At 52.3% G+C, this 22,012-nt stretch carries 22 protein-coding genes, 1 tRNA gene and 1 pseudogene; 12 read left to right on the top strand and 12 right to left on the bottom strand.

What is annotated here, in order from left to right; genetic code table 11:
• Position 1 precedes the first annotated feature (1 nt).
• On the bottom strand, positions 2 to 520 hold the full coding sequence (locus ACVCAM_RS04420) for a hypothetical protein (RefSeq protein WP_023293388.1): 519 nt from the start codon (positions 518 to 520) through the stop codon (positions 2 to 4).
• The gene (locus tag ACVCAM_RS04415; protein ID WP_008501362.1) at positions 501 to 1,016 is read right to left on the bottom strand and encodes a DUF2778 domain-containing protein; all 516 of its coding nucleotides are present in this window, start codon (positions 1,014 to 1,016) and stop codon (positions 501 to 503) included. Before ACVCAM_RS04415 ends, ACVCAM_RS04420 begins: the two co-directional genes overlap by 20 nt.
• A 638-nt stretch (positions 1,017 to 1,654) precedes the next feature.
• Between ACVCAM_RS04415 and ACVCAM_RS04410 the strand changes: the two genes are divergently transcribed.
• The 6 genes and pseudogenes from ACVCAM_RS04410 (at position 1,655) to ACVCAM_RS04385 (ending at position 6,962) form a co-directional block, all read left to right on the top strand.
• Entirely contained in the window at positions 1,655 to 2,668 is a 1,014-nt protein-coding gene (locus tag ACVCAM_RS04410; protein WP_407223026.1) for an HNH endonuclease, read from the top strand.
• Positions 2,668 to 3,255: a class I SAM-dependent methyltransferase gene (locus ACVCAM_RS04405; protein ID WP_407223025.1), complete on the top strand. Its 588-nt coding sequence runs from the start codon at positions 2,668 to 2,670 to the stop codon at positions 3,253 to 3,255. The genes ACVCAM_RS04410 and ACVCAM_RS04405 overlap by 1 nt, the downstream gene beginning before the upstream one ends.
• Before the next feature lie 201 nt (positions 3,256 to 3,456).
• The gene (locus ACVCAM_RS04400; protein ID WP_407223024.1) at positions 3,457 to 4,185 is read left to right on the top strand and encodes a hypothetical protein; all 729 of its coding nucleotides are present in this window, start codon (positions 3,457 to 3,459) and stop codon (positions 4,183 to 4,185) included.
• Positions 4,184 to 4,561 (top strand): annotated as a pseudogene (locus ACVCAM_RS04395) (phage polarity suppression protein); the annotation flags it as partial. The gene ACVCAM_RS04400 and the pseudogene ACVCAM_RS04395, both read left to right, overlap by 2 nt.
• Before the next feature lie 367 nt (positions 4,562 to 4,928).
• On the top strand, positions 4,929 to 5,585 hold the full coding sequence (locus tag ACVCAM_RS04390) for a hypothetical protein (protein WP_407223023.1): 657 nt from the start codon (positions 4,929 to 4,931) through the stop codon (positions 5,583 to 5,585).
• A gap of 96 nt (positions 5,586 to 5,681) precedes the next feature.
• A complete protein-coding gene (locus ACVCAM_RS04385; protein ID WP_407223022.1) occupies positions 5,682 to 6,962 on the top strand; it encodes a hypothetical protein in 1,281 nt (426 codons plus the stop codon).
• A gap of 89 nt (positions 6,963 to 7,051) precedes the next feature.
• Here the strand turns inward: ACVCAM_RS04385 and ACVCAM_RS04380 are convergent, their stop codons facing one another.
• The 5 genes from ACVCAM_RS04380 to rraB form a co-directional block, all read right to left on the bottom strand.
• Positions 7,052 to 8,314, bottom strand: coding sequence for a tyrosine-type recombinase/integrase (locus ACVCAM_RS04380; protein WP_407223021.1), 1,263 nt, complete (start codon positions 8,312 to 8,314; stop codon positions 7,052 to 7,054).
• 162 nt (positions 8,315 to 8,476) lie between these two features.
• Positions 8,477 to 8,561 (bottom strand) — tRNA-Leu (locus ACVCAM_RS04375).
• Between the two features lie 106 nt (positions 8,562 to 8,667).
• Positions 8,668 to 9,390 carry a topoisomerase II gene (locus ACVCAM_RS04370; RefSeq protein WP_407223020.1) on the bottom strand — a complete coding sequence of 241 codons (723 nt, stop codon included), beginning with the start codon at positions 9,388 to 9,390 and terminating at the stop codon, positions 8,668 to 8,670.
• Positions 9,391 to 9,420: 30 nt separating this feature from the next.
• Positions 9,421 to 10,179: a tRNA isopentenyl-2-thiomethyl-A-37 hydroxylase MiaE gene (miaE, locus tag ACVCAM_RS04365; RefSeq protein ID WP_126766021.1), complete on the bottom strand. Its 759-nt coding sequence runs from the start codon at positions 10,177 to 10,179 to the stop codon at positions 9,421 to 9,423.
• A gap of 46 nt (positions 10,180 to 10,225) precedes the next feature.
• The gene (rraB, locus tag ACVCAM_RS04360; protein ID WP_008501374.1) at positions 10,226 to 10,651 is read right to left on the bottom strand and encodes a ribonuclease E inhibitor RraB; all 426 of its coding nucleotides are present in this window, start codon (positions 10,649 to 10,651) and stop codon (positions 10,226 to 10,228) included.
• Between the two features lie 99 nt (positions 10,652 to 10,750).
• On the opposite strand from rraB, the gene argL reads away from it, so the two are divergent.
• The 5 genes from argL to xynR all read left to right on the top strand — a co-directional run bounded on the left by argL (position 10,751) and on the right by xynR (position 13,861).
• On the top strand, positions 10,751 to 10,846 hold the full coding sequence (gene argL, locus ACVCAM_RS04355) for a putative translational regulatory protein ArgL (RefSeq protein ID WP_216293074.1): 96 nt from the start codon (positions 10,751 to 10,753) through the stop codon (positions 10,844 to 10,846).
• Positions 10,816 to 11,820, top strand: coding sequence for an ornithine carbamoyltransferase (argF, locus tag ACVCAM_RS04350; protein ID WP_407223019.1), 1,005 nt, complete (start codon positions 10,816 to 10,818; stop codon positions 11,818 to 11,820). The genes argL and argF overlap by 31 nt, the downstream gene beginning before the upstream one ends.
• A gap of 266 nt (positions 11,821 to 12,086) precedes the next feature.
• Complete coding sequence (locus ACVCAM_RS04345; RefSeq protein WP_003862937.1) at positions 12,087 to 12,449, top strand: hypothetical protein; 363 nt, start codon at positions 12,087 to 12,089, stop codon at positions 12,447 to 12,449.
• A gap of 1 nt (position 12,450) precedes the next feature.
• A complete protein-coding gene (locus ACVCAM_RS04340; protein ID WP_155023642.1) occupies positions 12,451 to 12,903 on the top strand; it encodes a DUF3828 domain-containing protein in 453 nt (150 codons plus the stop codon).
• A 199-nt stretch (positions 12,904 to 13,102) separates the two neighbouring features.
• Positions 13,103 to 13,861: an IclR family transcriptional regulator gene (gene xynR / locus ACVCAM_RS04335; protein WP_248211873.1), complete on the top strand. Its 759-nt coding sequence runs from the start codon at positions 13,103 to 13,105 to the stop codon at positions 13,859 to 13,861.
• A 4-nt stretch (positions 13,862 to 13,865) separates the two neighbouring features.
• Here the strand turns inward: xynR and ACVCAM_RS04330 are convergent, their stop codons facing one another.
• The 5 genes from ACVCAM_RS04330 to ACVCAM_RS04310 form a co-directional block, all read right to left on the bottom strand.
• The gene (locus tag ACVCAM_RS04330) at positions 13,866 to 15,476 is read right to left on the bottom strand and encodes a glycoside hydrolase family 43 protein (protein WP_407223018.1); all 1,611 of its coding nucleotides are present in this window, start codon (positions 15,474 to 15,476) and stop codon (positions 13,866 to 13,868) included.
• A gap of 11 nt (positions 15,477 to 15,487) precedes the next feature.
• Positions 15,488 to 16,870 (bottom strand): MFS transporter, encoded by a 1,383-nt coding sequence (locus ACVCAM_RS04325; RefSeq protein WP_248211871.1) that lies wholly within the window; start codon positions 16,868 to 16,870, stop codon positions 15,488 to 15,490.
• 226 nt (positions 16,871 to 17,096) lie between these two features.
• On the bottom strand, positions 17,097 to 19,064 hold the full coding sequence (yagF, locus tag ACVCAM_RS04320; protein ID WP_248211870.1) for a YjhG/YagF family D-xylonate dehydratase: 1,968 nt from the start codon (positions 19,062 to 19,064) through the stop codon (positions 17,097 to 17,099).
• A 14-nt stretch (positions 19,065 to 19,078) separates the two neighbouring features.
• Entirely contained in the window at positions 19,079 to 19,987 is a 909-nt protein-coding gene (gene yagE / locus ACVCAM_RS04315) for a 2-keto-3-deoxygluconate aldolase (RefSeq protein ID WP_407223017.1), read from the bottom strand.
• Between the two features lie 223 nt (positions 19,988 to 20,210).
• On the bottom strand, positions 20,211 to 20,663 hold the full coding sequence (locus ACVCAM_RS04310; RefSeq protein ID WP_407223777.1) for a YhcH/YjgK/YiaL family protein: 453 nt from the start codon (positions 20,661 to 20,663) through the stop codon (positions 20,211 to 20,213).
• A gap of 675 nt (positions 20,664 to 21,338) precedes the next feature.
• Here ACVCAM_RS04310 and ACVCAM_RS04305 point away from each other — a divergent pair.
• The coding region (locus ACVCAM_RS04305; protein ID WP_447093538.1) for an arginine deiminase family protein at positions 21,339 to 22,012 on the top strand (674 nt) is incomplete at its 3' end.

The following is a 22,012-nucleotide window of genomic DNA, read 5'->3' as shown; positions in this document are numbered from 1 at the left end:
TTTACAAACTCCTTTTAGTTGTGATTTTCTTCGTGATGAACCAGTAGCAAACAATCGTTAAGAGCAACTGAAAGCCCACAATCGCCGCCATTGTGAAATTTGAATACGTTTGATCCGGGAATAAAGACTGATAAGGCAGCAAGCGAAATAACGCCCAAAACAGGAAGGTAAACCCGAAGATTTTAGCTAACCGTCGCAGTGTGGAACTGAACCACTCTCTGGGGATGCCAGCTGGACTAACTTTGTGTGTCGCGCCACTGTACGCCGTGGTTATGGCGCTCATGACAGGTACGCTGATTAATGTATTGATTAAGATGCTAAAATAGCCGTCTAACGATTCCCAAACTTCTAAATCAGGTTCACCCAAAATGAAGCGGGTAAACTTGTCGGCGCTCTGGAAATCAAAAAGCCCCGTAATAGAATTAACTAATCCATCATACGGAACCATTTCAGCAACGATCAGCACAACAACAGCGAACAGCACTATCTTGATGAATAAACTAAGGGCATGTTTTGCCATTGGAGATCACCTCAATCGTGCCGTATGCCTGTAGCTTCCTCATGCAAGGAACATCTATTTTTTGGCTTCTCAACAGAGCATTACGCAACATGGCAAAATCAGAATCATGTGGGAGAGTGATACAACCTTCTGATAGTACGCCTGGGTGCAAACGGAAATTGCCACGCTGAACGCTCTCAATCCATGTGTAATCGTCGATCCCCCAATCATCACGCCATAATGCGAACCATTCAGAATGTTTGAACGTTGCACCATTGGCGAAGTGATTATAAATGTCTCTTCCCACTGTGTTTAGCTGTGACTTGAGTCCACCCTGAGGGCGGTCAACAATCCAGTATTTACCCGCTGGTACTGGCCCCTCTTTGGGGATCATTCCACATGCCCCACGATTACGGTAAGCACCATTACCAGAGAAAGCTAAAAACGTGCCTATACCAGGAAACGATAACGGGGAGTAGTACGCATCATTAATTACGAACTTTCCATGTAGAGCCATAGATAACCCTTTTATCTATAATGATTTATTGGCTTATCGTACTCCTACGCAATCGGACATAAGAAGGTTTTCTTCCGAGAGTCCTCTGATTTTCAGACAATAGCCCGTTGGTGGTAAGACAACGTGTAAGGCCGTTAGGCGGTAACATCAGAGGTGAGTCAGGAAGCTAAGTTTATCAAGTTGACCATGTAGCCTCAGGGGCAAGACCGAACCGCTGGCAGAGTGACCTGCTCCCTGATGTTAGTAATGTCTTCATAAGCCACATGAGGACATCCCCATGAAGAGGCGTTTTTCCGACTGGCGTAATTACTGCTGCCTATTATACAGAACTGAAGATAAATACAGCGGTTTTGCGACAGGTAAAATTGGGAAATACGAGGGGGATTCAGGAAATGGGTTTGGGGGATACTGGTAAATCGCTGGCTTGAAAATCAGTCTTATTTTCCTCATCCAGAAATCTATTCATTCGCTAAAGTACCTTAGACGACAAATTCATCGCATCCAGCCCCTCTTCTCAGATCCCACAAAAATTGATCAAACCTATAGATTAACGATTTACATCACCCTGATTTTGTTATGTGATCCTGTTACAGGCTTTAGTAACGCCCTGCCCAGCCAACCGTAACAGGACTTCATTGATGGAATTTTATCAGGCCGATCCGACGCTTGAGAACTACTGGCGTGGTGTGATCCTCTTTGGAAGGAACGTCGCATCTTACAAATTTGCGCTGGCGTCAGCGTTGTATGAAGTGGATAAGACAGGCAGCGATTTGATTACGCTCGACCAGCTTGCTGTGCCGTTCAGCCGTTATCTTTGCGAGCACCTGAAACATGCGCCAAAACAGATCACCTCCCGCAGTAGTCAATTTTTGGAAACCTGCCTGAAGTTCAACAGAGGTGAAATCACCCACGCCCAGCTCATTGAAGCGACGGTGCGCCTTGGCTTTAACAACGTGATTGATGCCTTTCATTACGTGAACCAGGGCGAGATCGATAAACGTTTTTTCCTTGATGAACGCAAAACCAACAACGGGATCCGCCTGACGCATAACTTCTTTTTACTGGGCGAACGCCTCCAGTATAAAAACCTCGCCTTTGAAACCAATGCCCGCTGGAACCTGGTGGAACAGGCCTGGTCGATGGGGATTTCGCGTAACCTTGTGGGCGTAGAGTTCGACGAAGATAATCAGCTGTTGTTCACAAGGGTGAATAAGCGTCGCGTAGACATCACCAGCTGCCGCGACAGCCTGAATGGTTATCAGAAAGGACGATGTTTTTACTGCTTCAAACCCATTAGCCTGGTACCGGGAGACGCAGAACTGGCGGACGTCGACCACTTTATTCCCTGGGCTGCCCGCCATGAAGTGAGCAATATTAACGGCGTATGGAACTTAGTGCTGGCCTGTCGATGTTGTAACCGTGGCGTTGAAGGCAAATCTGCACGCATTCCCGAGCTCAGGCTCCTGCAGCGGTTACACACCCGCAATGAGTATTTTATTCAGAGCAAACTGCCGTTACATGAGACGATTGTTCTACAGACGGGGCAACGTCCTGAAGCACGAAAAAGCTTTCTTCAGCGCAACTGGCAGGCTGCGCTGGACAAACTTATCCATACCTGGAAACCCAACGCGGAAGGCGAGGCAACGTTTTAATGACTCTTCACTATTATCAGAACCACGCACAGGATTTCTTCGATGGCACGGTCAATGTCGATATGACCCCGCTTTACGAGGCCTTTACCCAGCATCTGCCTCATGGTGCCCGGGTTCTGGATGCGGGTTGCGGTTCAGGCCGGGACGCAAAAGCCTTTCATGAGATGGGTTATGAGGTGGATGCTTTTGATGCCTCTTCCGCGATGGTGGAACTGGCAAGGCAACATACCGGGTTACCCGTGCAGTTGATGACGTTTTCAGAGATCGACGGTAAAGCGCAGTACGATGGGATCTGGTGTTGTGCATCTTTGCTGCATGTCCCCTCTTCTGAGTTGCCTGCGGTGATGCAGAAGCTTGCGGATGCGCTTAAGCCTGGCGGCGTCTGGTATGTGTCCTTTAAGTACGGCAACGGTGAGCGCGTGCAGGGTGAAAGGCGGTTTACGGATCTGGATGAAGAGGGGTTGCGGGAGTTGCTGAAGGCTGTTTCGGGGATGGAGATCGCTTCGCTGTGGGCGACTCAGGATAACCGCCCGGACAGAGATGAGACATGGCTGAATGGGATATTAATTAAATATGCCTCTTTATGAAGTTGCCATGGAAGCGGCAATAATGAATCTACATCGCCCTATTTTTATCAACGGGAAGGTTAACAGTTATAGGACCAACATTAAATGATTAAGAACGAATTGAAGGTGCTTTTAATCCACTGATAATTCATTTGGATTTATAACCCTATATATTGAGCAAGCAAACTTAATTGGCAATCTAAATTCTCAAGGAGTTTAATAATGTCTTTGGCATCTGAGGGTGATATTATAAAGGGATTAATCATACCGGTAGCACTGTATTTGATTAAAAAAATCATTGACTGGGCAGGCAAAAGATTTGGCCCTCCTCAACCTAAGAGGAAGTACCAATTTGATAAAATCCCTGCTGATAAAAAAGTTGAATTCCTATCGCAGATAGACACCTTAAAGGAAAAAGTATCTACACCACATACCCTTGTTCAGATGAAACTTTTATATGAACAACTTGGAATCTATTTACCTGTATGGCATTGCCATCAGCTAGTTTCATTTATGGCTTATGAAAATATTAGCTCATTGGATGTACGTCTACGAGGCTTTCTTAAAAACACAACTATTGGGAATTATCCGAAAAAAGGTTTTAGTGTAAACGATAAGGCAGTGCGCAGGTCCTATTCGATATCCATTTTATTCGGTTTATTTTCAGTTGCTATATTTGTTTATGCAGGATGGGACTCTATATCATCTTTCTGGGAAAGCAAGGAAATAGGCTTATTTTTATTATTTTTAATCATCTACACATCCGCCATTATTGCTGTTGTAGGATATATTATATCCCAAACTGAAGATATCTATCTTGGTTCTAAATTCGGGTATATATTCGAAGCTTGGCTTTCAAACAATCCTCCGGATAACGATGCTATCAAAGATACTTCTGTAACAACCTCATCTGAAGACCAAGGACCGCAAGGTAAAAATCAGGAAAGTTAATCAGGGTATTGGTCGCTATATCCGTTCGCATGAAGAGGTGCATCGCATCAGCATACGTAGCTATCTGAATGATTTTATGCAGGCGAACGGCGCGGAGCTGGCCGCCGCACTTACCCCGGAGCTGATGAATTATCCCGGGCAACACCCCGCCGTTCAGCACTGTGCCATGCAGCACTCACTCGACTGTCTGCGTGAGGCGCTACAGCTCTGGCTGGTCGCCGGTGAAAAAATTAATTATTCGGTGCAGGATAATGACATTTTAACGGCCATCGGATTCAGGCCTGACGCGGCTTCGCGCGATGAGAGTCGTGAAAAATTCACACCTGCACAGAACCTGATTTACACCCGCCGCCGTGCAGAACTGGCTGCGCAGTAGTCCTTTCAAAAATCCCCGAAAATCCCGCCATTTTTACGTAAAAAAGCCATGCATGCATAAGGTGCATGGTTTTGCATGCGTTTTACCGACACTGAATCCCCCACCAGATCCAGCACTGGCGCGCCCTGAGGCCGCTAATGCATCTGCATTAAAAGCGCCCCCTTAAGCGGGCAGGCGGGGCGGGGAGAGCATTGCGCGCCAACATCAGAAGCATTATTAGAAATTGATGACCTTTCAATCATAAATGATGTAGCCTTATAACACTTGTAATACAATTACATTGAGCTGATTCGAAATTTAAGCAACAAAATGATGAATCTTAAATTTTCATCATTAGAGAGATTAAATATTAAATTACAGGGTAATCATGAAAATTAAGAATGAGATCTCAGCAGCCACAATCCTTTCAACAATGATGTTCATTTCAGTTTATGCTTTCAAAAGTGGCGAAGCTATGTTTTTTGGCTATCCGTCATATTATATTTATTTAGATACAAATGAGGTCATTAACACCTTACTTAAACTATCAGTTGTAATAATAACGCTTATCACACTAACTCTATTTATACGCATCCCCACCAAATTTTTTATTTTATTTGTTGCTGTAGCACTTATCACAAAATTCATAAGAATTGCTGTCTTAAGCCATCACCAGCCCTTAAATGTCATGGCTGTAATAAATCTTGGCTCTAGTCATATTCTTTTTATATGCTTGTTATTCTTAATTCCAAAAGCTATTAAGCAAGAAACTGTATATTACTCATTGAATGCTAAGCCATGTATGTTGGCAGTCCTAGCCTTCCTTAGTTTCTCCTATTTCTTCGGACTTAATTACCATAGTTTTTTTCCTGGTGGAATTTGGCAAACAGATGATGAAAAAGTTGTAGTTGGACGATACCAAGACAAATTTATCTTGAGACAATGCAACAATGGCAAGGCTTTATTCTATATAGATGAAATTAGTAAAAGTAAGTTTGAGAAATTTAAAATTGACACCCGTAGAGTTCTTCTTCTTAGATGTTAAACAGAACTCGATGAGATGAAAAAAACAGAAGCAATGGTAAACTGGTAATACTATAACCACCAATTCAATCAGAACATTAATATTGAGGAGTTAAAAATGAAAAGAATAATATTTTACTCTTGGCAATCCGATTTACCGTCAAAATCGAATAGAAATATAATTGAGGGCGCTTTAAAAAAAGCTTTATCTGCGATAAAAAAAGATGCAAGTGAAACCGTTGAACCTGTGCTGGATCGAGATACTGTTGGAACCCCTGGCTCGCCATCAATAAGCGATACGATTTTTAAAAAAATATCGACATCAGATGTTTTTATAGCAGACGTTTCGATTATTAATGCTTCTGAGAGTAGCAAAAAAACTTCAAACCCAAATGTTTTAATTGAGCTAGGATTCGCTATTTCTCAATTAGGGTGGGATAGAATAATTCTTATACAAAACACATTTTTTGGTGGGCCAGAAGAATTACCTTTTGATTTACGCGGGCGCAGAGTTGTCACTTATAGTTACGATCCACAAGATGATACCAAGTCTGAAGTAAGAGGTATATTACAAGGCAGACTTGAACATGCTTTAAAATATGCACTGAAAGACTCAAGCGTCGGTTCGTTACAAAGCGGTTCAAGTGCCCCTGTATGGTGGGGCGAATGGATTAATTACAATCATAATAGAAGCTATGGAGGACATTTATTCATAAGAGAAACATCCTCAGCTGGTTTTTTATTTGACCTATCAGTTTATAGTGGTTCTCATTCTGGTAAAATAACATCACAAGCTGTCTTTGTCTCAAGAGATATGGCGTATGCAAAAATACAAAACCAGAATGGTGAATATGGTGAAATCAGTTTCAGACGCAACATAGTTGATGGGAAAAAATTTCTATCTATAGATGAAACAGCTGATTGTTCAAGCCATAGAGGTATGGGCGTAATATTTAGTGGTGAATTCCAATGGTCCAGTGATAACCTTTTTGAACTAGGATTTTTAAACGAACTTGACTTACAAAGAATATACAATGTTTTAGGATCATATTATTTTGATTTTAAAAAAAGAATGGAAGGTATCGGTGAAGGCGAAAATCTAGATACTTTTGAGGCCAAAGTTTTTTATGGCGGCGTTAGAGGAATGTATACCTATATGGAAGGGATAATAATGCTCTCTTCAGAAGGAGGGATATGGCTGGCATATTTAGATGATAATGATATTAAATATTTCACCAATGACATTAACTGGAAAACCAAAACACCTAGGACAATTGATAATTGGCGTAGTCGATTTCAACAGGTAGAAATAAAATACATATCAGATACAAGTACTTTACCACATGATGCCTTAGACGAAATACTCAAAAATTTAGAAGATGAAATGACAGAAGAATAGAAATAAAAACAGTGAGTATATTAAGGCATCGTTTGACCATTGATACTTCAATATACTCACATTAACTAAAAAAATAACCTCTTAATAGTTTACTCCCTTTTATTGTTAGCATAATCGTATGGACTCACTTCGCTCGATTTATTTGCATCAAGGTAATCTGACCACCATTGCACCATCATACGACGTTCATCCAAATGCTCAGATGTATGAATATAAGCTGCACGTACTTTATTTCGCTCTGAATGGCTCAATTGTCGCTCTATAGCATCATCACTCCATAACCCCGACTCACCCAATGCACCACGCGCCATTGTTCTAAATCCATGCCCGCAGACCTCAGTTTTCGTGTCATATCCCATCGCACGTAATGCGCTGTTCACCGTGTTTTCACTCATAACCTTAGTTGCGTCATGATCCCCCGGAAACAGCAGTTCTTTATCATCACTAATCTGCTTTAACTGGTCTAACAAAATCATCGCCTGCCGACTAAGCGGAACGATATGCTCCTCTTTCATCTTCATGCCACGGTACGAGTAACGCACGCCTTTAATTTCTTCTCGTTTTGCAGGTACTCGCCAGAGAGATTTATCGAAGTCGAACTCATCCCAACGCGCGAAACGTAGCTCACTGGAACGCACAAAAGTTAGTAAGGAAAGCTCGACCGCGATCCGCGTCATTACCCGACCGCGATATGCAGCAAGACGAGCAAGAAACTCAGGGAACCGGCTTGAAGGTAAAGCGGGGTAATGTAGCGCTTTGGTTGTCGATAGCGCACCGGCCATATCACTTGCTGGATTTGAGTCGATGTAATCGTTCTGTACGGCATAACGCATAGTGGCCGTGACGCGCTGTTGCAGGCGCTGAGCGACATCGTGTTTGCCACTGGCATCAACTTTTTTAATCGGGGCTAACAGGTGGCTAGTTTTAAGCTGCCGAATGTCGGACGAACCGATATGAGGGAAGATATAAAGCTCAAGATAGCGTAGAACGCGTGATCGATGGTCTTCACTCCAGCGCTTGTTACTGGCATGCCATTCACGAGCAATTGTTTCGAAAGTGTATGCCCCCGAATTCTCAGCCTGAGCTTCTTTCTGTTCGGCTTTTGGGTCAATGCCCTGTACTAAGAGCTTTTTAGCCTCGTCACGCTTTGCTCTTGCCTGAGCAAGCGTCACCGTAGGCCAAACACCAAAGGCAAGGCGATCCTCTTTTTTGTCAGAGGGGCGTCTGTATTTCATGCGCCAGTATTTAGAACCCTTGGCCGAAACCTCAAGATACAAACCGCCGCCATCGGCCATTTTGTAGGTTTTGTCTTTTGGCTTTGCGGTCTCGACCTGTCTGGCGTTGAGCTTCATCTGGGGGCACATTTTTTATCGAAGTTAAGATGCCCCCAATTATGCCCCCAATGACATCCGGATTTCAACGGACTACCTCGGACAACTCAGGACGTAAAATCGCTGCAAACGTTGATTTTAAAGGGTTTGATGGACTTTCTCGGATGGTCTGGGAAGTACTAATGGTGCCGAAGGCCGGACTCGAACCGGCACGTATTTCTACGGTTGATTTTGAATCAACTGCGTCTACCGATTTCGCCACTTCGGCACTGAAGGGGATGCGGAAACGTTGTGGATTATACCTGTCGCGCGCCGCCATGCAAGCGACGACGCGCGAAACCCGCGCTAAGTGCCCAAAAAACCAGCGCCCTTCGTCAGTCCAGCTCAGACACCGCCAGCCGAATCACCCTCGCCGCCTTCTGCTCCGGCAGCGCCAGCACCTTGGCCCACATCTCCTGCACCATATCGCAGGAGAGCTTCTCTTTGCCCGCCGCCTTTTCCGGCATCTGCAGCAGCTGGATGTCCTCGCCGTACTTATCGGCAAGTTCCTTCATAATCGGCCGCACGTCTTCGACAGCCGCCTCGCGTTCGGCCGGGGTCACGGTGTGGCGATTTTTTCCGTAGGCCGCGCGCATCATGTCGGCGTCGGCCTGCATGCGCCGCGCCATCAGGTCTTTATCCAGCATACGCATCGGGTTGATGCCACCCTTCACCATCGGGTAAAGGAAGCGGAAGCAGGCGTCGTCGCTCACCTTCTGGATGGCGGCGGTCTGCTCCATATTGATGGTCATGTAGTTCACCACGTTGGCGTCCGGGGCGTTCTGCAGGCGCGTCATCTGCAGATGCAGGATCTGCGGCTGGATGGTGTCGATAATGTGCTGCTCCGGCTCGCCCGCTTTTTGCAGGGCGGCCATCTGGTCGAGGATGCGCTGATGCAGCGCGGGCTCCTGCTCCTTAATCACCTGCCAGGCGGGCATCGCGTTGAGGGTGGTATCAATCTGGTGTTCGGGGGCACGCTGCTTATCGAAGAATACCCAGAACGCCACGGCGGCGGCCGCGACGACGACAATCACAATACGGGTCCACGTTTTATTCATCTCGCATCCTTATCCTTGAGTTATGCCGGTTTATACCGGCACGCCGCTGTGGAAGCGAAACTCGTTGTCCGGTGTCGAGATAAGTGTGGCTTCAATTTCGCCAAAAAGCTGTATGCGCGGTGAGATATCGTCGTCGCTCACCTGCTGGGCCAGCGTCAGGTAGTCCTGATAGTGGCGCGCTTCCGAGCGCAGCAGCGAGAGATAAAACTTCTGCAGGTCGTCGTCGAGGAACGGGGCCAGCGCGGCGAAGCGTTCGCAGGAGCGGGCTTCGATGTAGGCGCCGCAGATGAGCTTGTCGATCAGCGTCAGCGGTTCGTGGGTGCGCACTTCCTTCAGCATCCCTTTGGCGTAGCGGCTGGCGGTGATTTTGACGTACGGAATGTTGCGGGCCAGCATCGCCTCGCGCACCTGCCAGAAGTGGTGCAGCTCCTCTTTAATCAGCAGCACCATGCTGTCGATGAGCGCCTGGCCCCACGGGTCGTCGGTTTTGGGCATCACGCTTTTGCCAATCTGCCTGTGCAGGGCGATGAAGTCAGGCTCCGGGCCGTCGCGGAAGGTGAACTGTTCGTAGGGTTTGAGCCAGTCGAGCAGCGCGTCGGCACCGCTTTCGTCGGCGACGTATTTACGCACCAGCAGCAGCGCGGTCTGGGCGGCCTTGAGCTCGCACACCATGTGGTCGGTGAGCAGCAGCGGCAGGTTTGCCGGGTCGCGGGCTTTATCAATCCATGCTTGCGGGGTCGGGCACTGGAGGAAGTTGAGTACGGGGGCGAGTATCTGCGGGTAATCCATGGTTCTGCCTTGAAAAAGCGGTGGCGCGCGCCACCGCCTGAAACGCTTAGTGACGCACGCCGTCGTCGTCTTCGTCGACGTAATCTTCGTCGTCACCTTCTTCGCCGTCTTCACCGTTCGGATCTTCGAAGTAGGTTCCCCAGCCGTCGTATTCCACATCAAACTTCTCGGCCAGGTTCATCAGCTGTTCGACCTGCGCGTCGATCAGCTCCGCCTTCAGCGCGCCTTCGCTCAGGATGTCGCAGCAGATGACGGTGTCGCCCTCTTCCACTTCCAGCTCTTCCGGCTCGGTCACTTCGTAGCCCAGCTTGAAGGCTTCCACGGCCATTTTTTCCAGCGCGTCGAAATCATCCGCAGAGAAATGGTGCTCGATGGTGTACAGCGCGTCCGGATCGCTACCGTCTTCCAGCAGCTCTTCAATAATCAGACGCGTCTCTTCGCGTTGCTCTTCCAGTAATTCCGGGTTTGCCATGGCTCAATCCTCTTTAAAGTGCGGCAGATACTTCTATTTTCACACACGGACGGGTTTGCCTCCACCTTTGTTGGAAAGATTTGTGAAACGGGGTTGCAAATGAATAATTACACATATAAAGTGAATTTTAATTCAATAAGTGGCGTTCACCATGTGAGGATAAAATGTCTGATCTGTACAAGAAACACTTTCTGAAATTGCTCGACTTTACCCCTGCACAGTTCACTTCTCTGCTGACCCTTGCCGCACAGCTCAAGGCCGATAAAAAAAAGGGCAAGGAAGTACAAAAGCTTACCGGTAAAAACATCGCGCTCATCTTCGAAAAAGACTCGACCCGTACCCGTTGCTCTTTCGAAGTTGCCGCATTTGACCAGGGTGCGCGCGTTACCTATTTAGGGCCGAGCGGCAGCCAGATTGGGCATAAAGAATCAATTAAGGACACCGCGCGCGTGCTCGGGCGGATGTACGACGGCATTCAGTATCGCGGCCACGGCCAGGAAGTGGTCGAGACGCTGGCGCAGTACGCGGGCGTGCCGGTGTGGAACGGGCTGACCAACGATTTCCACCCGACGCAGCTGCTGGCGGACCTGCTGACCATGCAGGAGCACCTGCCGGGCAAGGCGTTTAACGAGATGACGCTGGTCTACGCGGGCGACGCGCGCAACAACATGGGCAACTCGATGCTGGAAGCGGCGGCGCTGACCGGGCTGGATCTGCGCCTGGTGGCCCCGAAGGCCTGCTGGCCGGAAGAGAGCCTGGTGGCAGAGTGCAGCGCGCTGGCGGAAAAGCACGGCGGGAAAATCACCCTGACGGAAGACGTGGCGGCGGGCGTGAAGGGGGCGGACTTTATCTATACCGACGTGTGGGTGTCGATGGGCGAAGCCAAAGAGAAGTGGGCGGAGCGGATTGCGCTGCTGCGCGGGTACCAGGTGAACGCGCAGATGATGGCGCTCACCGGGAATCCGGACGTGAAGTTCCTGCACTGTCTGCCGGCGTTTCATGACGACCAGACCACGCTCGGCAAGCAGATGGCGAAAGAGTTCGATCTGCACGGCGGGATGGAAGTGACGGACGAGGTGTTTGAGTCGGCGGCGAGCATCGTGTTCGACCAGGCTGAAAACCGGATGCATACGATTAAGGCGGTGATGGTGGCGACGCTTGGGGAGTGATTGACTCCTCTGCGGTCTGGTGCCCTCTCCCACGGGGAGAGGGAGAAAACCCTAAAAACGACAACAGCGTTATCGTCGGGCAGAAAAATTCATTTTAGTGATGTTTTCTCAGATACGCATTAACCATAATAGATATTTATATTTTTATTAACCATTATTTACTGAGTAGATAATGGTTAATATCAGGTCATTATCAATTACAAAACACCGTATATTATCGGCGTAATATTTCCTTATTACTTCATTTCATTAATAAGGATGATTTTATGTCATGGAATAAGCACGAGGCTGTGTCTTATGCTCGCAGCCACGCGCACCATTACAGCACGGGTTACTGCGCTCGCGCCGTAGCCGCGGCTATCCGCGCCGGAGGATTAGAAATTAATGGCGCTGATGCAAAAAACTTCTGGCGCTCTCTTGAGAAAGCAGGATTCAGCAAGGTGTACGGCACCCTCATTGAGGGTGATGTTGCAGTCATTGACGCATTGCCTGGTGCGCATCAGAACGGGCATGCATGCATCTATGACGGTTCGGGTACCTGGTATTCAGATTTTAAACAGAATAGTCTTTATCCCGGCCAGAGATATCGGAAGATACAGCCAAAAATCACCTTTTACAGGCACTACTAATATGAAAAGCACCTTACTTCTTTGCTGCCTGTTTTCTTTCTCTGCTATGGCCGGCCATTCTGACCCGATTGAGCGTGCTGTAAAATTTAACAGCTGGTACGTAAATCAAATCAACAAAGACGTATTTCCCATTACTGATGGAAACGAAATAGATAAATATGTCACAGCATCAACAATGAAAAAACTCCGTCACGCGCAGGATCCTCACTATGCAGACGAAGAGTTTTACGAGGCCGATATATTTTTAAAAGCGCAATACATCGGCGATGACTGGCCGCAGAATGTAACAGCCATAGCCGGGGATACCGATCCAGTCTGTGTCAACGTATACATTGCATTCGGTAAAAAGCAGGACCACATAGTCATAGACTGCATGGTTAAAGAAGACAACTTATGGAAGGTACAGTCAGTTTCTGCTGTTGAATTTTCAAGAAACCTGACTATACCGAACTGAGCCAAACGACGTACCGGCAATGATATTGATACTGCGCGCTCTTCTTGCCGGGTGGCGCTGCGCTGACCCGGCCTACACAACCCGTAGGCCCGTGCAAGCGTAGCGCCGCCGGGCGAATCAGGCCAGCTCCATTTCATTGATTTTTCACCCCGAAAAAGGTACGTTTTCGCCTTAATTCCAGCGTGGACATGCCAGCATTATGCCGATTATTCAGTCTGTTGAACGTGCGTTGCAGATCCTCGACCTGTTCAACGAGCAGGCCACCGAGCTTAAGATCACCGACATCAGCAAACTGATGGGGCTGAGCAAGAGTACCCTCCACTCGCTGCTGAAAACCCTGCAGCTACACGGCTATATCGATCAGAACCCGGAGAACGGCAAATATCGCCTCGGCATGAAGCTGGTCGAGCGCGGCCATTTTGTCGTGGGCTCGATGGATATTCGGCAGAAGGCGAAAGGCTGGCTGACGGAGCTGTCCCAGCGTACCGGGCAGACCACCCATCTGGGGATCCTGGACGGGCGTGAAGGGGTCTATATCGAGAAGATTGAAGGCAAGCTGGCCGCCATCGCCTATTCGCGCATTGGCCGCCGTCTGCCGGTTCACGCCACCGCCATCGGCAAGGTGTTGATTGCCTGGCTGGGCGAAGCCGAGCTGAATGCCCTGCTGGAGGGCTATCACTACACCACCTACACCCCTTCCACCCTCGCCTCTCGCGAAGCATTAATGGCCGCCCTGGCGCAGACCCGCGAGCAGGGCTATGCCCTGGATAGCGAAGAGAACGAGCAGGGCGTGCGCTGCGTGGCGGTGCCGGTGTGGAACCATGAATCCCGCGTCATAGCCGCCCTGAGCCTGTCGACCCTGACCTCCCGCGTGGACGACGCAGAACTGGCTGATTTCCGCGAGCAGCTTCAGCAGGCCGGGCTCCAGCTCTCACGCGCGCTGGGCTACCCGGCCTGAGCCGTTAGGCCGGCTCGTAGGTGAAGTAGTCGAAGTCCGCGTGGCAGCCGTCGCCGCTGATGTCCTCGCAGTGCAGCCCCACAAACGCGCCGGTGAAGAAGCCGCGCCCGCCGATGTAGTCATCCGACAGCTTCCACGCTTCATAGGTGACCGGCACGGCGTGCCACGTCTCGCCGTCGAACGAATAGCTGTAGCGGTAGACCAGCGTATCCACGTCCACCCGCAGCCAGACGCTCTCTGCATGTTCCGGCACCGGAATCGGCTGCTCATGCAGCGGCCATGACGGCACGTTGTGGTCGAGCTGAATAACCTTGATGGTTCTCCCCTGTTCCTCCTCGTAGTCCACAAAGCAGTAGCTCCAGTTTTTACTGTTGTAGTAGCAGGTCAGCCCCGCGCTCTGCTGGAAGTGGACCGGCGAGAACTGCATCCGCGTCTCCGCCCGGAAGGCAAAGTGCTGCCAGCGGCGCGCCACGGTCGACTGGGTGAATGTCGAGTTGAGCGAGTCGTTGCCATAGAGCCGTAAGTAGCCAGGGCGCGCGGTGAGCGAGCCGAGGGTGTCGTCGAACGGAATGCGCAGGGTCTGCAATTCAGGGTCAAGCGTGCTGCCGTCGAAGTCCTCTCGCCAGCTACCCTGAGCGGCGCGAGGCTGCTCGGCCACCTGCGGGCCTTTCACGGTCAGCTGCGCGTGCTTGCCGCCTTCCACGTACGGCCAGCCGTCGCGCCACTCAATGCGGGCGATGCCAGTCTCGCGTCCCAGCGGGCAGTAGCCGCGTCCGCCGGAGGCCAGCAGCGGCACGCCGGGCAGACGCAGCGGGCGGCTGGTGAGGTAGGCCATGTACCACTCCCCGGTGTGGGTCTGCAGCAGCGAGCCGTGGCCGCTCTTCTGCAGCGGGTTCTCCGGCAGGTGCCAGCTGGTCATCATCGTCACGTCCGGGTGCAGCTCGTACGGCCCGTCGATTGTTTTTGAACGCAGCACCACGACGGCGTGCTCGTAGCTGGTGCCGCCCTCGGCAACCATCAGGTAGTACCATCCCGCGTGGCGATACAGGTGCGCGCCCTCGGTGTAGCAGAGCGGCGTGCCGGTAAACAGGGCTTTACGCTCGGGCGAGAGCGTGCCGGTCTGCGGGTCAAACGCCTGCATGACGATGGTGTTGTGCGGGTTGCTGTGGTGGCGCGGCCCCCACGGGCGGTAGAGGTAATACTTGCGGCCATCGTCGTCATGGAACAGGGACGGGTCAAACCCGCCGTTGCCCATCGGGATCGGCTCGCTCCACGGCCCTTCGATGGACGGCGCGGTAACCAGGAAGTTGCGGCCGTTTTTCCACGGCGAGTCGACAATCTTCACGTCGGTGTAGAGCAGCCAGAACCTGCCGTCGGCGTAGCTCAGGCACGGCGCCCAGATGCCGCCGGAGTCCGGGTTGCCCTTCATGTCCAGCATCGACACGCGGTCCAGCGGCGTGCTGACCAGCGACCAGTTTTTCAGGTCGCGGGAGTGGTAGATGCGCACGCCCGGGAACCACTCGAAGGTCGAGGTGGCGATGTAGTAGTCCTCGCCCTGGCGGCACAGGGACGGATCCGGGTTAAAGCCGGTGAGTATCGGGTTGGTGATTTGCATAGTGCCTCCGGTTAATGGGATGCGGCTGTCGCAGCGTCAGGAACGGCCTCGCCCTGCGCCGCGCGGTGCTTGATCAGCTGCTGGCTGATGGCCTCCACGCGCGCGTCGGTGAGATTGTAGAACGACAGCATGATGAACATGCCCGCGTAGAGCACCACCGGCACCACGCAGAACAGAATTTTGATGGTGGTCAGCACCTCTACCGGCTGCACGCTGCTGCTGGCGGAGTAGTTGACGTACGCCAGGATCCAGCCCACCACCGCCCCGCCAATCGCCAGGCCAATCTTCAGGCTGAACAGGTAGGTGGAGAACACCAGCCCGTCCAGGCGTCGCCCGCTGCGGCTCTCCTCGTAGTCCACCACGTCAGAGGCCATCAGCCACTGCAGCGGCGTGGTGGTGTTAAAGACGAACAGGAACAGGATGTTGAGGGCGAAAATCAGCGCGATGTGCTCCGCCGGGGTGACGAAAATCAGCAGGCTGATGAGCGAGTAGGCGACGATGATCCACTTGAAGGCGGTGACGCGGTCGAAGCGGCCCAGCAGACGAGACGAGCAGAGCGAGCCAAACATGGTGGCGAGGCTGCCGTAGAGTAAAAACTGGGTCGCCATCTCCGGGTGATCCATCACGTATTTGACGAAGTAGAGCGTCGCCCCGCCGCGCACCACGTTGGAACAGGTCGCCATCATCTTGAACGCGCACATGATCCGCCACTGGCCGTTGCCGAGCAGCAGCTTGAGATCTTTCGCCACCGACGAGCCCGGCTGCACCTCAAAGGTGTAGCGCTCTTTGGTGGTAAAGAAGCAGACGTAGAGCAGCACCACGCCGGTCAGGCCCAGCACGCACATGGCGCCGAAATAGCCCACCTGCTCGTCCCCTTTGCCGATGATGCTTACCAGCGGCAGGGCAATGCCGCTGATGGCGAGCGATCCCGCCGCCGCCAGGAAGAAACGCCACGACTGCAGGGCGTGACGCTCTTTCGGGTCGGCGGTAATGACGCCCGGCATGGCACAGTACGGCACGTTAACGAAGGTGTAGACCAGGGTCAGGAGAATGTAGGTCACGCAGGCGTAGATGATTTTGCCCTGCGCGGAGAAGTCCGGCGTGTAGAAGGTAAGCACGCAGACGATGCCAAACGGGATGGCGCCCCACCGCAGGAACGGGCGGAACTGGCCGTGCCGCGTGCGGGTGCGGTCGACCAGCAGCCCCATCAGCGGGTCGGTCACGGCGTCGAGCACGCGGGAGATTAAAAACAGCGTCCCCATAATGCCCGCCGACAGGCCGAAGACGTCGGTGTAGAAGTAGGCCAGCAGGAACATGGTAGCCTGCCAGACGAAGCCGCAGGCGGTGTCACCCAGCCCGTAGCCAATTTTGTCTTTCATGGTTAATTGCGTCATCAGAATTACACCCTTATGTAGTGTGCTGAATTACAACATCGTGTTAATGGAGTGTAATGAGCTGTTCAATTAACCAGCAATGGTCATATCTTATTTCCGAATTACGTTATTTTGCTTTTGTGACGCCAACGATATATCGCAACTTATTGTTTAAATTGATAAAATAAAGACACGCAAAAACCGCCCGCGGAATATTTCCCGCAGACGGTTTTATCTCAGAAAATAATTAAATGCCGAGCGCTTTTTTACCGGCGTTAATTACCTCGATAATTTTATCGGTGTCATAAATACAGCCTTTCCAGGTGCCGCCGCTGACGGACTGTAATGCTGCCCACAGCCGGGTATCGTCCGGCAAAAAGTCGTGGGCGTGCAGGTCCGGGTGCGTCTGCCGCATTGCCAGCTCGCGTGCCCCCTCCTCCGGCGTCAGCGGGTTATCCGCGGTGCCGATAAAGTTCACGCTGCCCGTTAATGTCAGTCGGTCGACGGCTATCTCGATGATGTCGTTATCGCGCAGCTTGCCAATCGGCCCGCCCGCCAGCGCCTCCGGCGACACGTGGCCGAAGCAGGCGCCCGTCGACACGCCCGAGAAGCGCGCATCGGTGATGAGCGACACCGTCTTGCCCCACGAGATATGCTTCAGCGCGGAGGTGAGCTGGTAGGTCTCTTCCATGCCGGTGCCGGACGGCCCGCCGCCGATCACCACCATGATATCGCCCTGCTTGATCTCTTCCCGCTTGATGGCCTTGATCGCTTGCGCTTCCGAGACAAACACCCGCGCCCGGCCGGTGTGGCGGTAAACGCCATCTTCACCGACGACCGACGGGTCGATCGCCGTGGCCTTGATCACCGAGCCTTCCGGCGCGATGTTGCCCGTCGGGAAGCAAACCGTTGAGGTCAGCCCTTTCGCTTTTGCCTTCTCCGGCGGCAGGATCACGTCATCCGGATCCACGCCATCCTGCTCGCGCAGGCACTGGCGGAAGCGCTCACGGCGCTCGGAGGCCTGCCACCAGTCGAGGTTCTCGCCCACCGTCTGGCCGGTGACGGTCATGGCGTCCAGGTGCAGCAGACCGAGATCGCGCAGGTGGAGCATCACCTCCGGCACGCCGCCCGCGAGGAAGGCGCGCACGGTCGGGTGATAGTCCGGGCCGTTGGGCAGCACGCTGACCAGGCGCGGCACCCTGCGGTTGACGCGCGTCCAGTGTTCAACGTCCGGGATCGTGCAGCCCGCCGCGTGGGCGATGGCCGGAATGTGCAGCAGTAAATTCGTCGAGCCGCCGAACGCCGCGTGGATCACCATGGCGTTTTCGATGGCTTTGTCAGTCAGGATGTCGCGCGTGGTGATGCCCCGGTTATCCAGCTCGCTCACCGCCCGCGCCGACTGGCGGGCGATCTCCAGCCACACCGCCTGCCCGGACGGCGCCAGCGCGGAGTGCGGCAGCGCCAGGCCCAGCGCTTCCGCGACCACCTGCGAGGTGCCCGCCGTGCCGAGGAACTGACACCCGCCGCCCGGCGAGGCGCAGGCGCGACAGCCCAGCTCGGCGGCCTCCTGCAGGGAGAGTTCGTGGTTGGCAAAGCGCGCGCCGATGGTCTGCACCTTGCCCGCATCTTCCCCCACGGTCGGCGGCAGCGTCGCCCCGCCCGGCACCAGAATGGTCGGCAGGTCGTGCATCGCGGCCAGGGCAATCATGGTGGCGGGCAGCCCTTTATCGCAGGTTGCCACGCCTATTACCGCCCGGCGCGTCGGGAGGGAACGGATCAGACGGCGAAACACGATCGCCGCGTCGTTGCGGTACGGCAGGGAGTCGAACATGCCGTGCGTGCCCTGAGAACGGCCGTCGCAGGGATCGCTGACGAAGGCCGCAAACGGGATCCCGCCGTTGCGGGTGATCTCCTTCGCCGCCGCCTGCATCTGCATGCCGATCTCCCAGTGGCCGGTGTGGTAGCCCAGCGCAACCGGGCGTCCGTCCCCGGCGCGAATGCCGCCCTGGGTGCCGATAATCAGCACCTCTTTGCCGGTCAGCTTGTTGGCATCCCAGCCCATTCCGGCGTTCTGCGTCATGCCGAACAGGTTGCCGCTGGGGGATTCCATCAGCATCTGCGGGGTCAGCGGCAGCGCGCCCTGCGGCCCCGCCGCGTGGGTGATGACGGCATAAAACGCCTCGTCCTGCGGGGTGAAAATTTTCTCGATGGTCATGGTTATCGTCCGGCTCAGCAGAGCTTGAGCTGTTGCAGCAGGGTTTTCAGCTGCGCCTTACGCGGTTCGTCCAGCGCAGAGGCGGGCGGCAGCACGTGCGTGGAAATCGGGCGGCCGCAGAGCACAATCGCCTCTTTAATAACGTTCACAAACGGCGTATCCAGCTGATACATCTGCGGTATTTGCAGTAAGGTCTGATGATACTCAGCCGCTTTCGCCACGTCTTTATCCCGCCAGGCTTTCAGAAGATTCACCGACACCTGCGGGGCAAAGTTGCCGCTCGCCGAAATCGCCCCGTCGCCGCCGAGCAGCAGGGTATTAAACAGATGATCGTCGTAGCCACACAGCACGGTGAAGTGCGGATGGGCGGCTTTGACGGTGTGGATCATGCTGCGCAGGTGGGCGACGGAGTCGATAGTGTCTTTAATGCCGACGATGTTGCTGCGCGAATCGGCCAGGGTTTTCACCAGCGCCGGGGTCAGATCCTGCCCGGTCAGCGCCGGGAAGTTATAGAGCATCACCGGCAGCGTGACGCTGTCCGCCACCTGCTCGAAATAGCGGATCAGGTTCGCTTCCGACACTTTCCAGTAGTAAGGGTTGATCACCACGATGCCGTCCGCCCCCGCCTGCTGCGCGTGCTGGCTGAGCGCAATGGTTTCACGGGCGTTGGTGCCGCCGGTGCCGATCAGGACCGGCACGCGACGATCGACATAATCGATCGCAAATTGGGCAATGGTTTTACGCTCTTCGGCGCCGAGCTGGGAGAACTCGCCGCCGCTGCCCAGGAAGAACAGGCCGTCAACGCCTGCTTTGATGAGATCGTCGATCAGCGCGGCGGTGCCCGGCTTATCGAGCTGGCCGTCGGCGGTAAAAATGGTGGAGACAGGGGGAATGATTCCCGTGAACAACGCGGACTGCGGCATGAGATCTCCTTGCTGAATCATTTTGTTCTACATTATAGAACTGTGTTCGTTAAATTAACGATCATACTATGACGCAGGAAAAGCGCAGGTAAATGAGAGATGGAGAGGGAGTGCGGGAAATTTAAGCTGGATCACAAATTGGAAGGTGCGGCCTGATGCCCTCACCCTAACCCTCTCCCACAGGGAGAGGGGACTTTTACACCCTCTCCCCTTGGGAGAGGGGTTACTCTACAAGCATCTTCACCACCACTTTCCTGACCTTAGCAGGTGCCCCCACCGCGCACAGCGGCTTGTGCACCTCACCCGGCCAGAACACCACAAAATCCCCTTCGCTCAGCACCACGGTTTTCTCCTGCTCGCCTTCCGGCAGGAACGCGATGTCTTTGTCCGCCAGCCAGTCGGTGTCCGGCGTGCCGGGCGGCAGGGTGCTGAATGTCATCCCTTCCTGTCCCTTCATCACGATCTGAATATCCAGATAGCGCGCGTGGTACTCGGCGCGACGCTCGGCGAACGGCTGGGTTGTATCTTCAGAGACCAGATAAAACAGGCTGCTGTCGTTGACGTCGTGCTTGCCGAGCGGCGTGGTGTCGGTGACGTGAGTTTTAACGTGCTCAATGGCCTGTCGCAGCTCGTCAGGCAGCCAGGAGTGCAGATGGTGGATGTTGCCGATAATCATCAGAAAACCCTCGATATAAAACATCGTTTCATTTTTATCTTTTATACGAGAATCCCGACTGCCATACCAGCGCTTTTTAGACGGGTTTTGCGCGAACGCATGTTTATCGGGAATGGTGTTAATTTGCTGTTAAGCCCTCGCAGGCATTTATGCAGTCATTATGCATATCTTCAGCTCTTCGTTATCCCGCCCTTGCGCTAACTCATTGATCGTCAGGCCTTAACAACAAAACTGGCTACCGCTTCACATTTTAGCACTTTGATAATTTGCTATTAAATTCAATAAATATTTATTGATTTTCCTTAAGCCAAAAATAGTTAATTAGCAATATTGCATAGTCATTCCACGAAAACCACAAAGACATTTAAAATCAATATCTTAACAAAATATTTCAAAGCATTAAATTCTACAAAACACTAACAACTGCAAATAATGACAACGGATAGTGCTTAGCTATTCACCTCGCCAGAATAGCCAATTAATCATTATCTGATGCGAATCATGCAAATGAAAACAAACCGCTTAATATCCATTTTCGCGTGAGCAATATCACAATACGGATTATTTAACTGCCTAGTATGAACCACGAAATCAATTGAGCTTAGCCGCCATGCAATTAAATACATGACATGGCGCATGCCCTTTTTATTCTGAAAAACAGTTAAAGGAATAATTATGGAAAAGCATTACGTCGGTTCTGAAATTGGTCAATTGCGTAGCGTTATGCTGCACCGCCCAAATTTAAGTCTGAAACGGTTAACCCCCTCAAACTGTCAGGAGCTGCTATTTGATGACGTGCTCTCGGTTGAGCGGGCGGGTGAGGAGCATGACATCTTCGCCAACACGCTGCGTGAGCAGGGGGTGGAAGTCCTGCTGCTGACCGACCTGCTGACACAAACCCTTGATATCGCTGAGGCGAAAGCCTGGCTGCTGGAGACGCAAATCTCTGACTACCGCCTCGGCCCAACCTTTGCTGGCGACGTGCGCGGCTGGCTGGCGGATATGCCGCACCGGGAACTGGCGCGCAGGCTGAGCGGCGGATTAACCTACGGTGAAATTCCGGCAGCCATTAAAAATATGGTGGTGGATACCCACACGGCGAATGATTTTATTATGAAGCCACTGCCGAACCATTTATTTACCCGCGATACCTCCTGCTGGATCTATAACGGCGTCTCTATTAACCCAATGGCCAAACCGGCGCGTCAGCGTGAAACCAATAACCTGCGGGCAATATATCGCTGGCACCCGGCGTTTGCCGACGGCGATTTTATTAAGTATTTCGGCGACGAGAATATTAATTACGACCACGCCACCTTAGAAGGCGGCGACGTATTAGTCATTGGCCG

The organism is Enterobacter sp. CFEC122, from assembly GCF_052983755.1.
Note: the sequence above shows the minus strand (reverse complement) of the source record. Positions and strands in the feature narration are given on the sequence as shown.

Excerpts from the sequence above, each read along its gene's own strand:
- ACVCAM_RS04420 (WP_023293388.1), bottom strand. The coding sequence starts at position 520 with ATGGCAAAACATGCCCTTAGTTTATTCATCAAGATAGTGCTGTTCGCT.
- ACVCAM_RS04415 (WP_008501362.1), bottom strand. The coding sequence starts at position 1,016 with ATGGCTCTACATGGAAAGTTCGTAATTAATGATGCGTACTACTCCCCG.
- ACVCAM_RS04410 (WP_407223026.1), top strand. The coding sequence starts at position 1,655 with ATGGAATTTTATCAGGCCGATCCGACGCTTGAGAACTACTGGCGTGGT.
- ACVCAM_RS04405 (WP_407223025.1), top strand. The coding sequence starts at position 2,668 with ATGACTCTTCACTATTATCAGAACCACGCACAGGATTTCTTCGATGGC.
- ACVCAM_RS04400 (WP_407223024.1), top strand. The coding sequence starts at position 3,457 with ATGTCTTTGGCATCTGAGGGTGATATTATAAAGGGATTAATCATACCG.
- ACVCAM_RS04390 (WP_407223023.1), top strand. The coding sequence starts at position 4,929 with ATGAAAATTAAGAATGAGATCTCAGCAGCCACAATCCTTTCAACAATG.
- ACVCAM_RS04385 (WP_407223022.1), top strand. The coding sequence starts at position 5,682 with ATGAAAAGAATAATATTTTACTCTTGGCAATCCGATTTACCGTCAAAA.
- ACVCAM_RS04380 (WP_407223021.1), bottom strand. The coding sequence starts at position 8,314 with ATGAAGCTCAACGCCAGACAGGTCGAGACCGCAAAGCCAAAAGACAAA.
- ACVCAM_RS04370 (WP_407223020.1), bottom strand. The coding sequence starts at position 9,390 with ATGAATAAAACGTGGACCCGTATTGTGATTGTCGTCGTCGCGGCCGCC.
- miaE (WP_126766021.1), bottom strand. The coding sequence starts at position 10,179 with ATGGATTACCCGCAGATACTCGCCCCCGTACTCAACTTCCTCCAGTGC.
- rraB (WP_008501374.1), bottom strand. The coding sequence starts at position 10,651 with ATGGCAAACCCGGAATTACTGGAAGAGCAACGCGAAGAGACGCGTCTG.
- argL (WP_216293074.1), top strand. The coding sequence starts at position 10,751 with ATGAATAATTACACATATAAAGTGAATTTTAATTCAATAAGTGGCGTT.
- argF (WP_407223019.1), top strand. The coding sequence starts at position 10,816 with ATGTCTGATCTGTACAAGAAACACTTTCTGAAATTGCTCGACTTTACC.
- ACVCAM_RS04345 (WP_003862937.1), top strand. The coding sequence starts at position 12,087 with ATGTCATGGAATAAGCACGAGGCTGTGTCTTATGCTCGCAGCCACGCG.
- ACVCAM_RS04340 (WP_155023642.1), top strand. The coding sequence starts at position 12,451 with ATGAAAAGCACCTTACTTCTTTGCTGCCTGTTTTCTTTCTCTGCTATG.
- xynR (WP_248211873.1), top strand. The coding sequence starts at position 13,103 with ATGCCGATTATTCAGTCTGTTGAACGTGCGTTGCAGATCCTCGACCTG.
- ACVCAM_RS04330 (WP_407223018.1), bottom strand. The coding sequence starts at position 15,476 with ATGCAAATCACCAACCCGATACTCACCGGCTTTAACCCGGATCCGTCC.
- ACVCAM_RS04325 (WP_248211871.1), bottom strand. The coding sequence starts at position 16,870 with ATGACGCAATTAACCATGAAAGACAAAATTGGCTACGGGCTGGGTGAC.
- yagF (WP_248211870.1), bottom strand. The coding sequence starts at position 19,064 with ATGACCATCGAGAAAATTTTCACCCCGCAGGACGAGGCGTTTTATGCC.
- yagE (WP_407223017.1), bottom strand. The coding sequence starts at position 19,987 with ATGCCGCAGTCCGCGTTGTTCACGGGAATCATTCCCCCTGTCTCCACC.
- ACVCAM_RS04310 (WP_407223777.1), bottom strand. The coding sequence starts at position 20,663 with ATGATTATCGGCAACATCCACCATCTGCACTCCTGGCTGCCTGACGAG.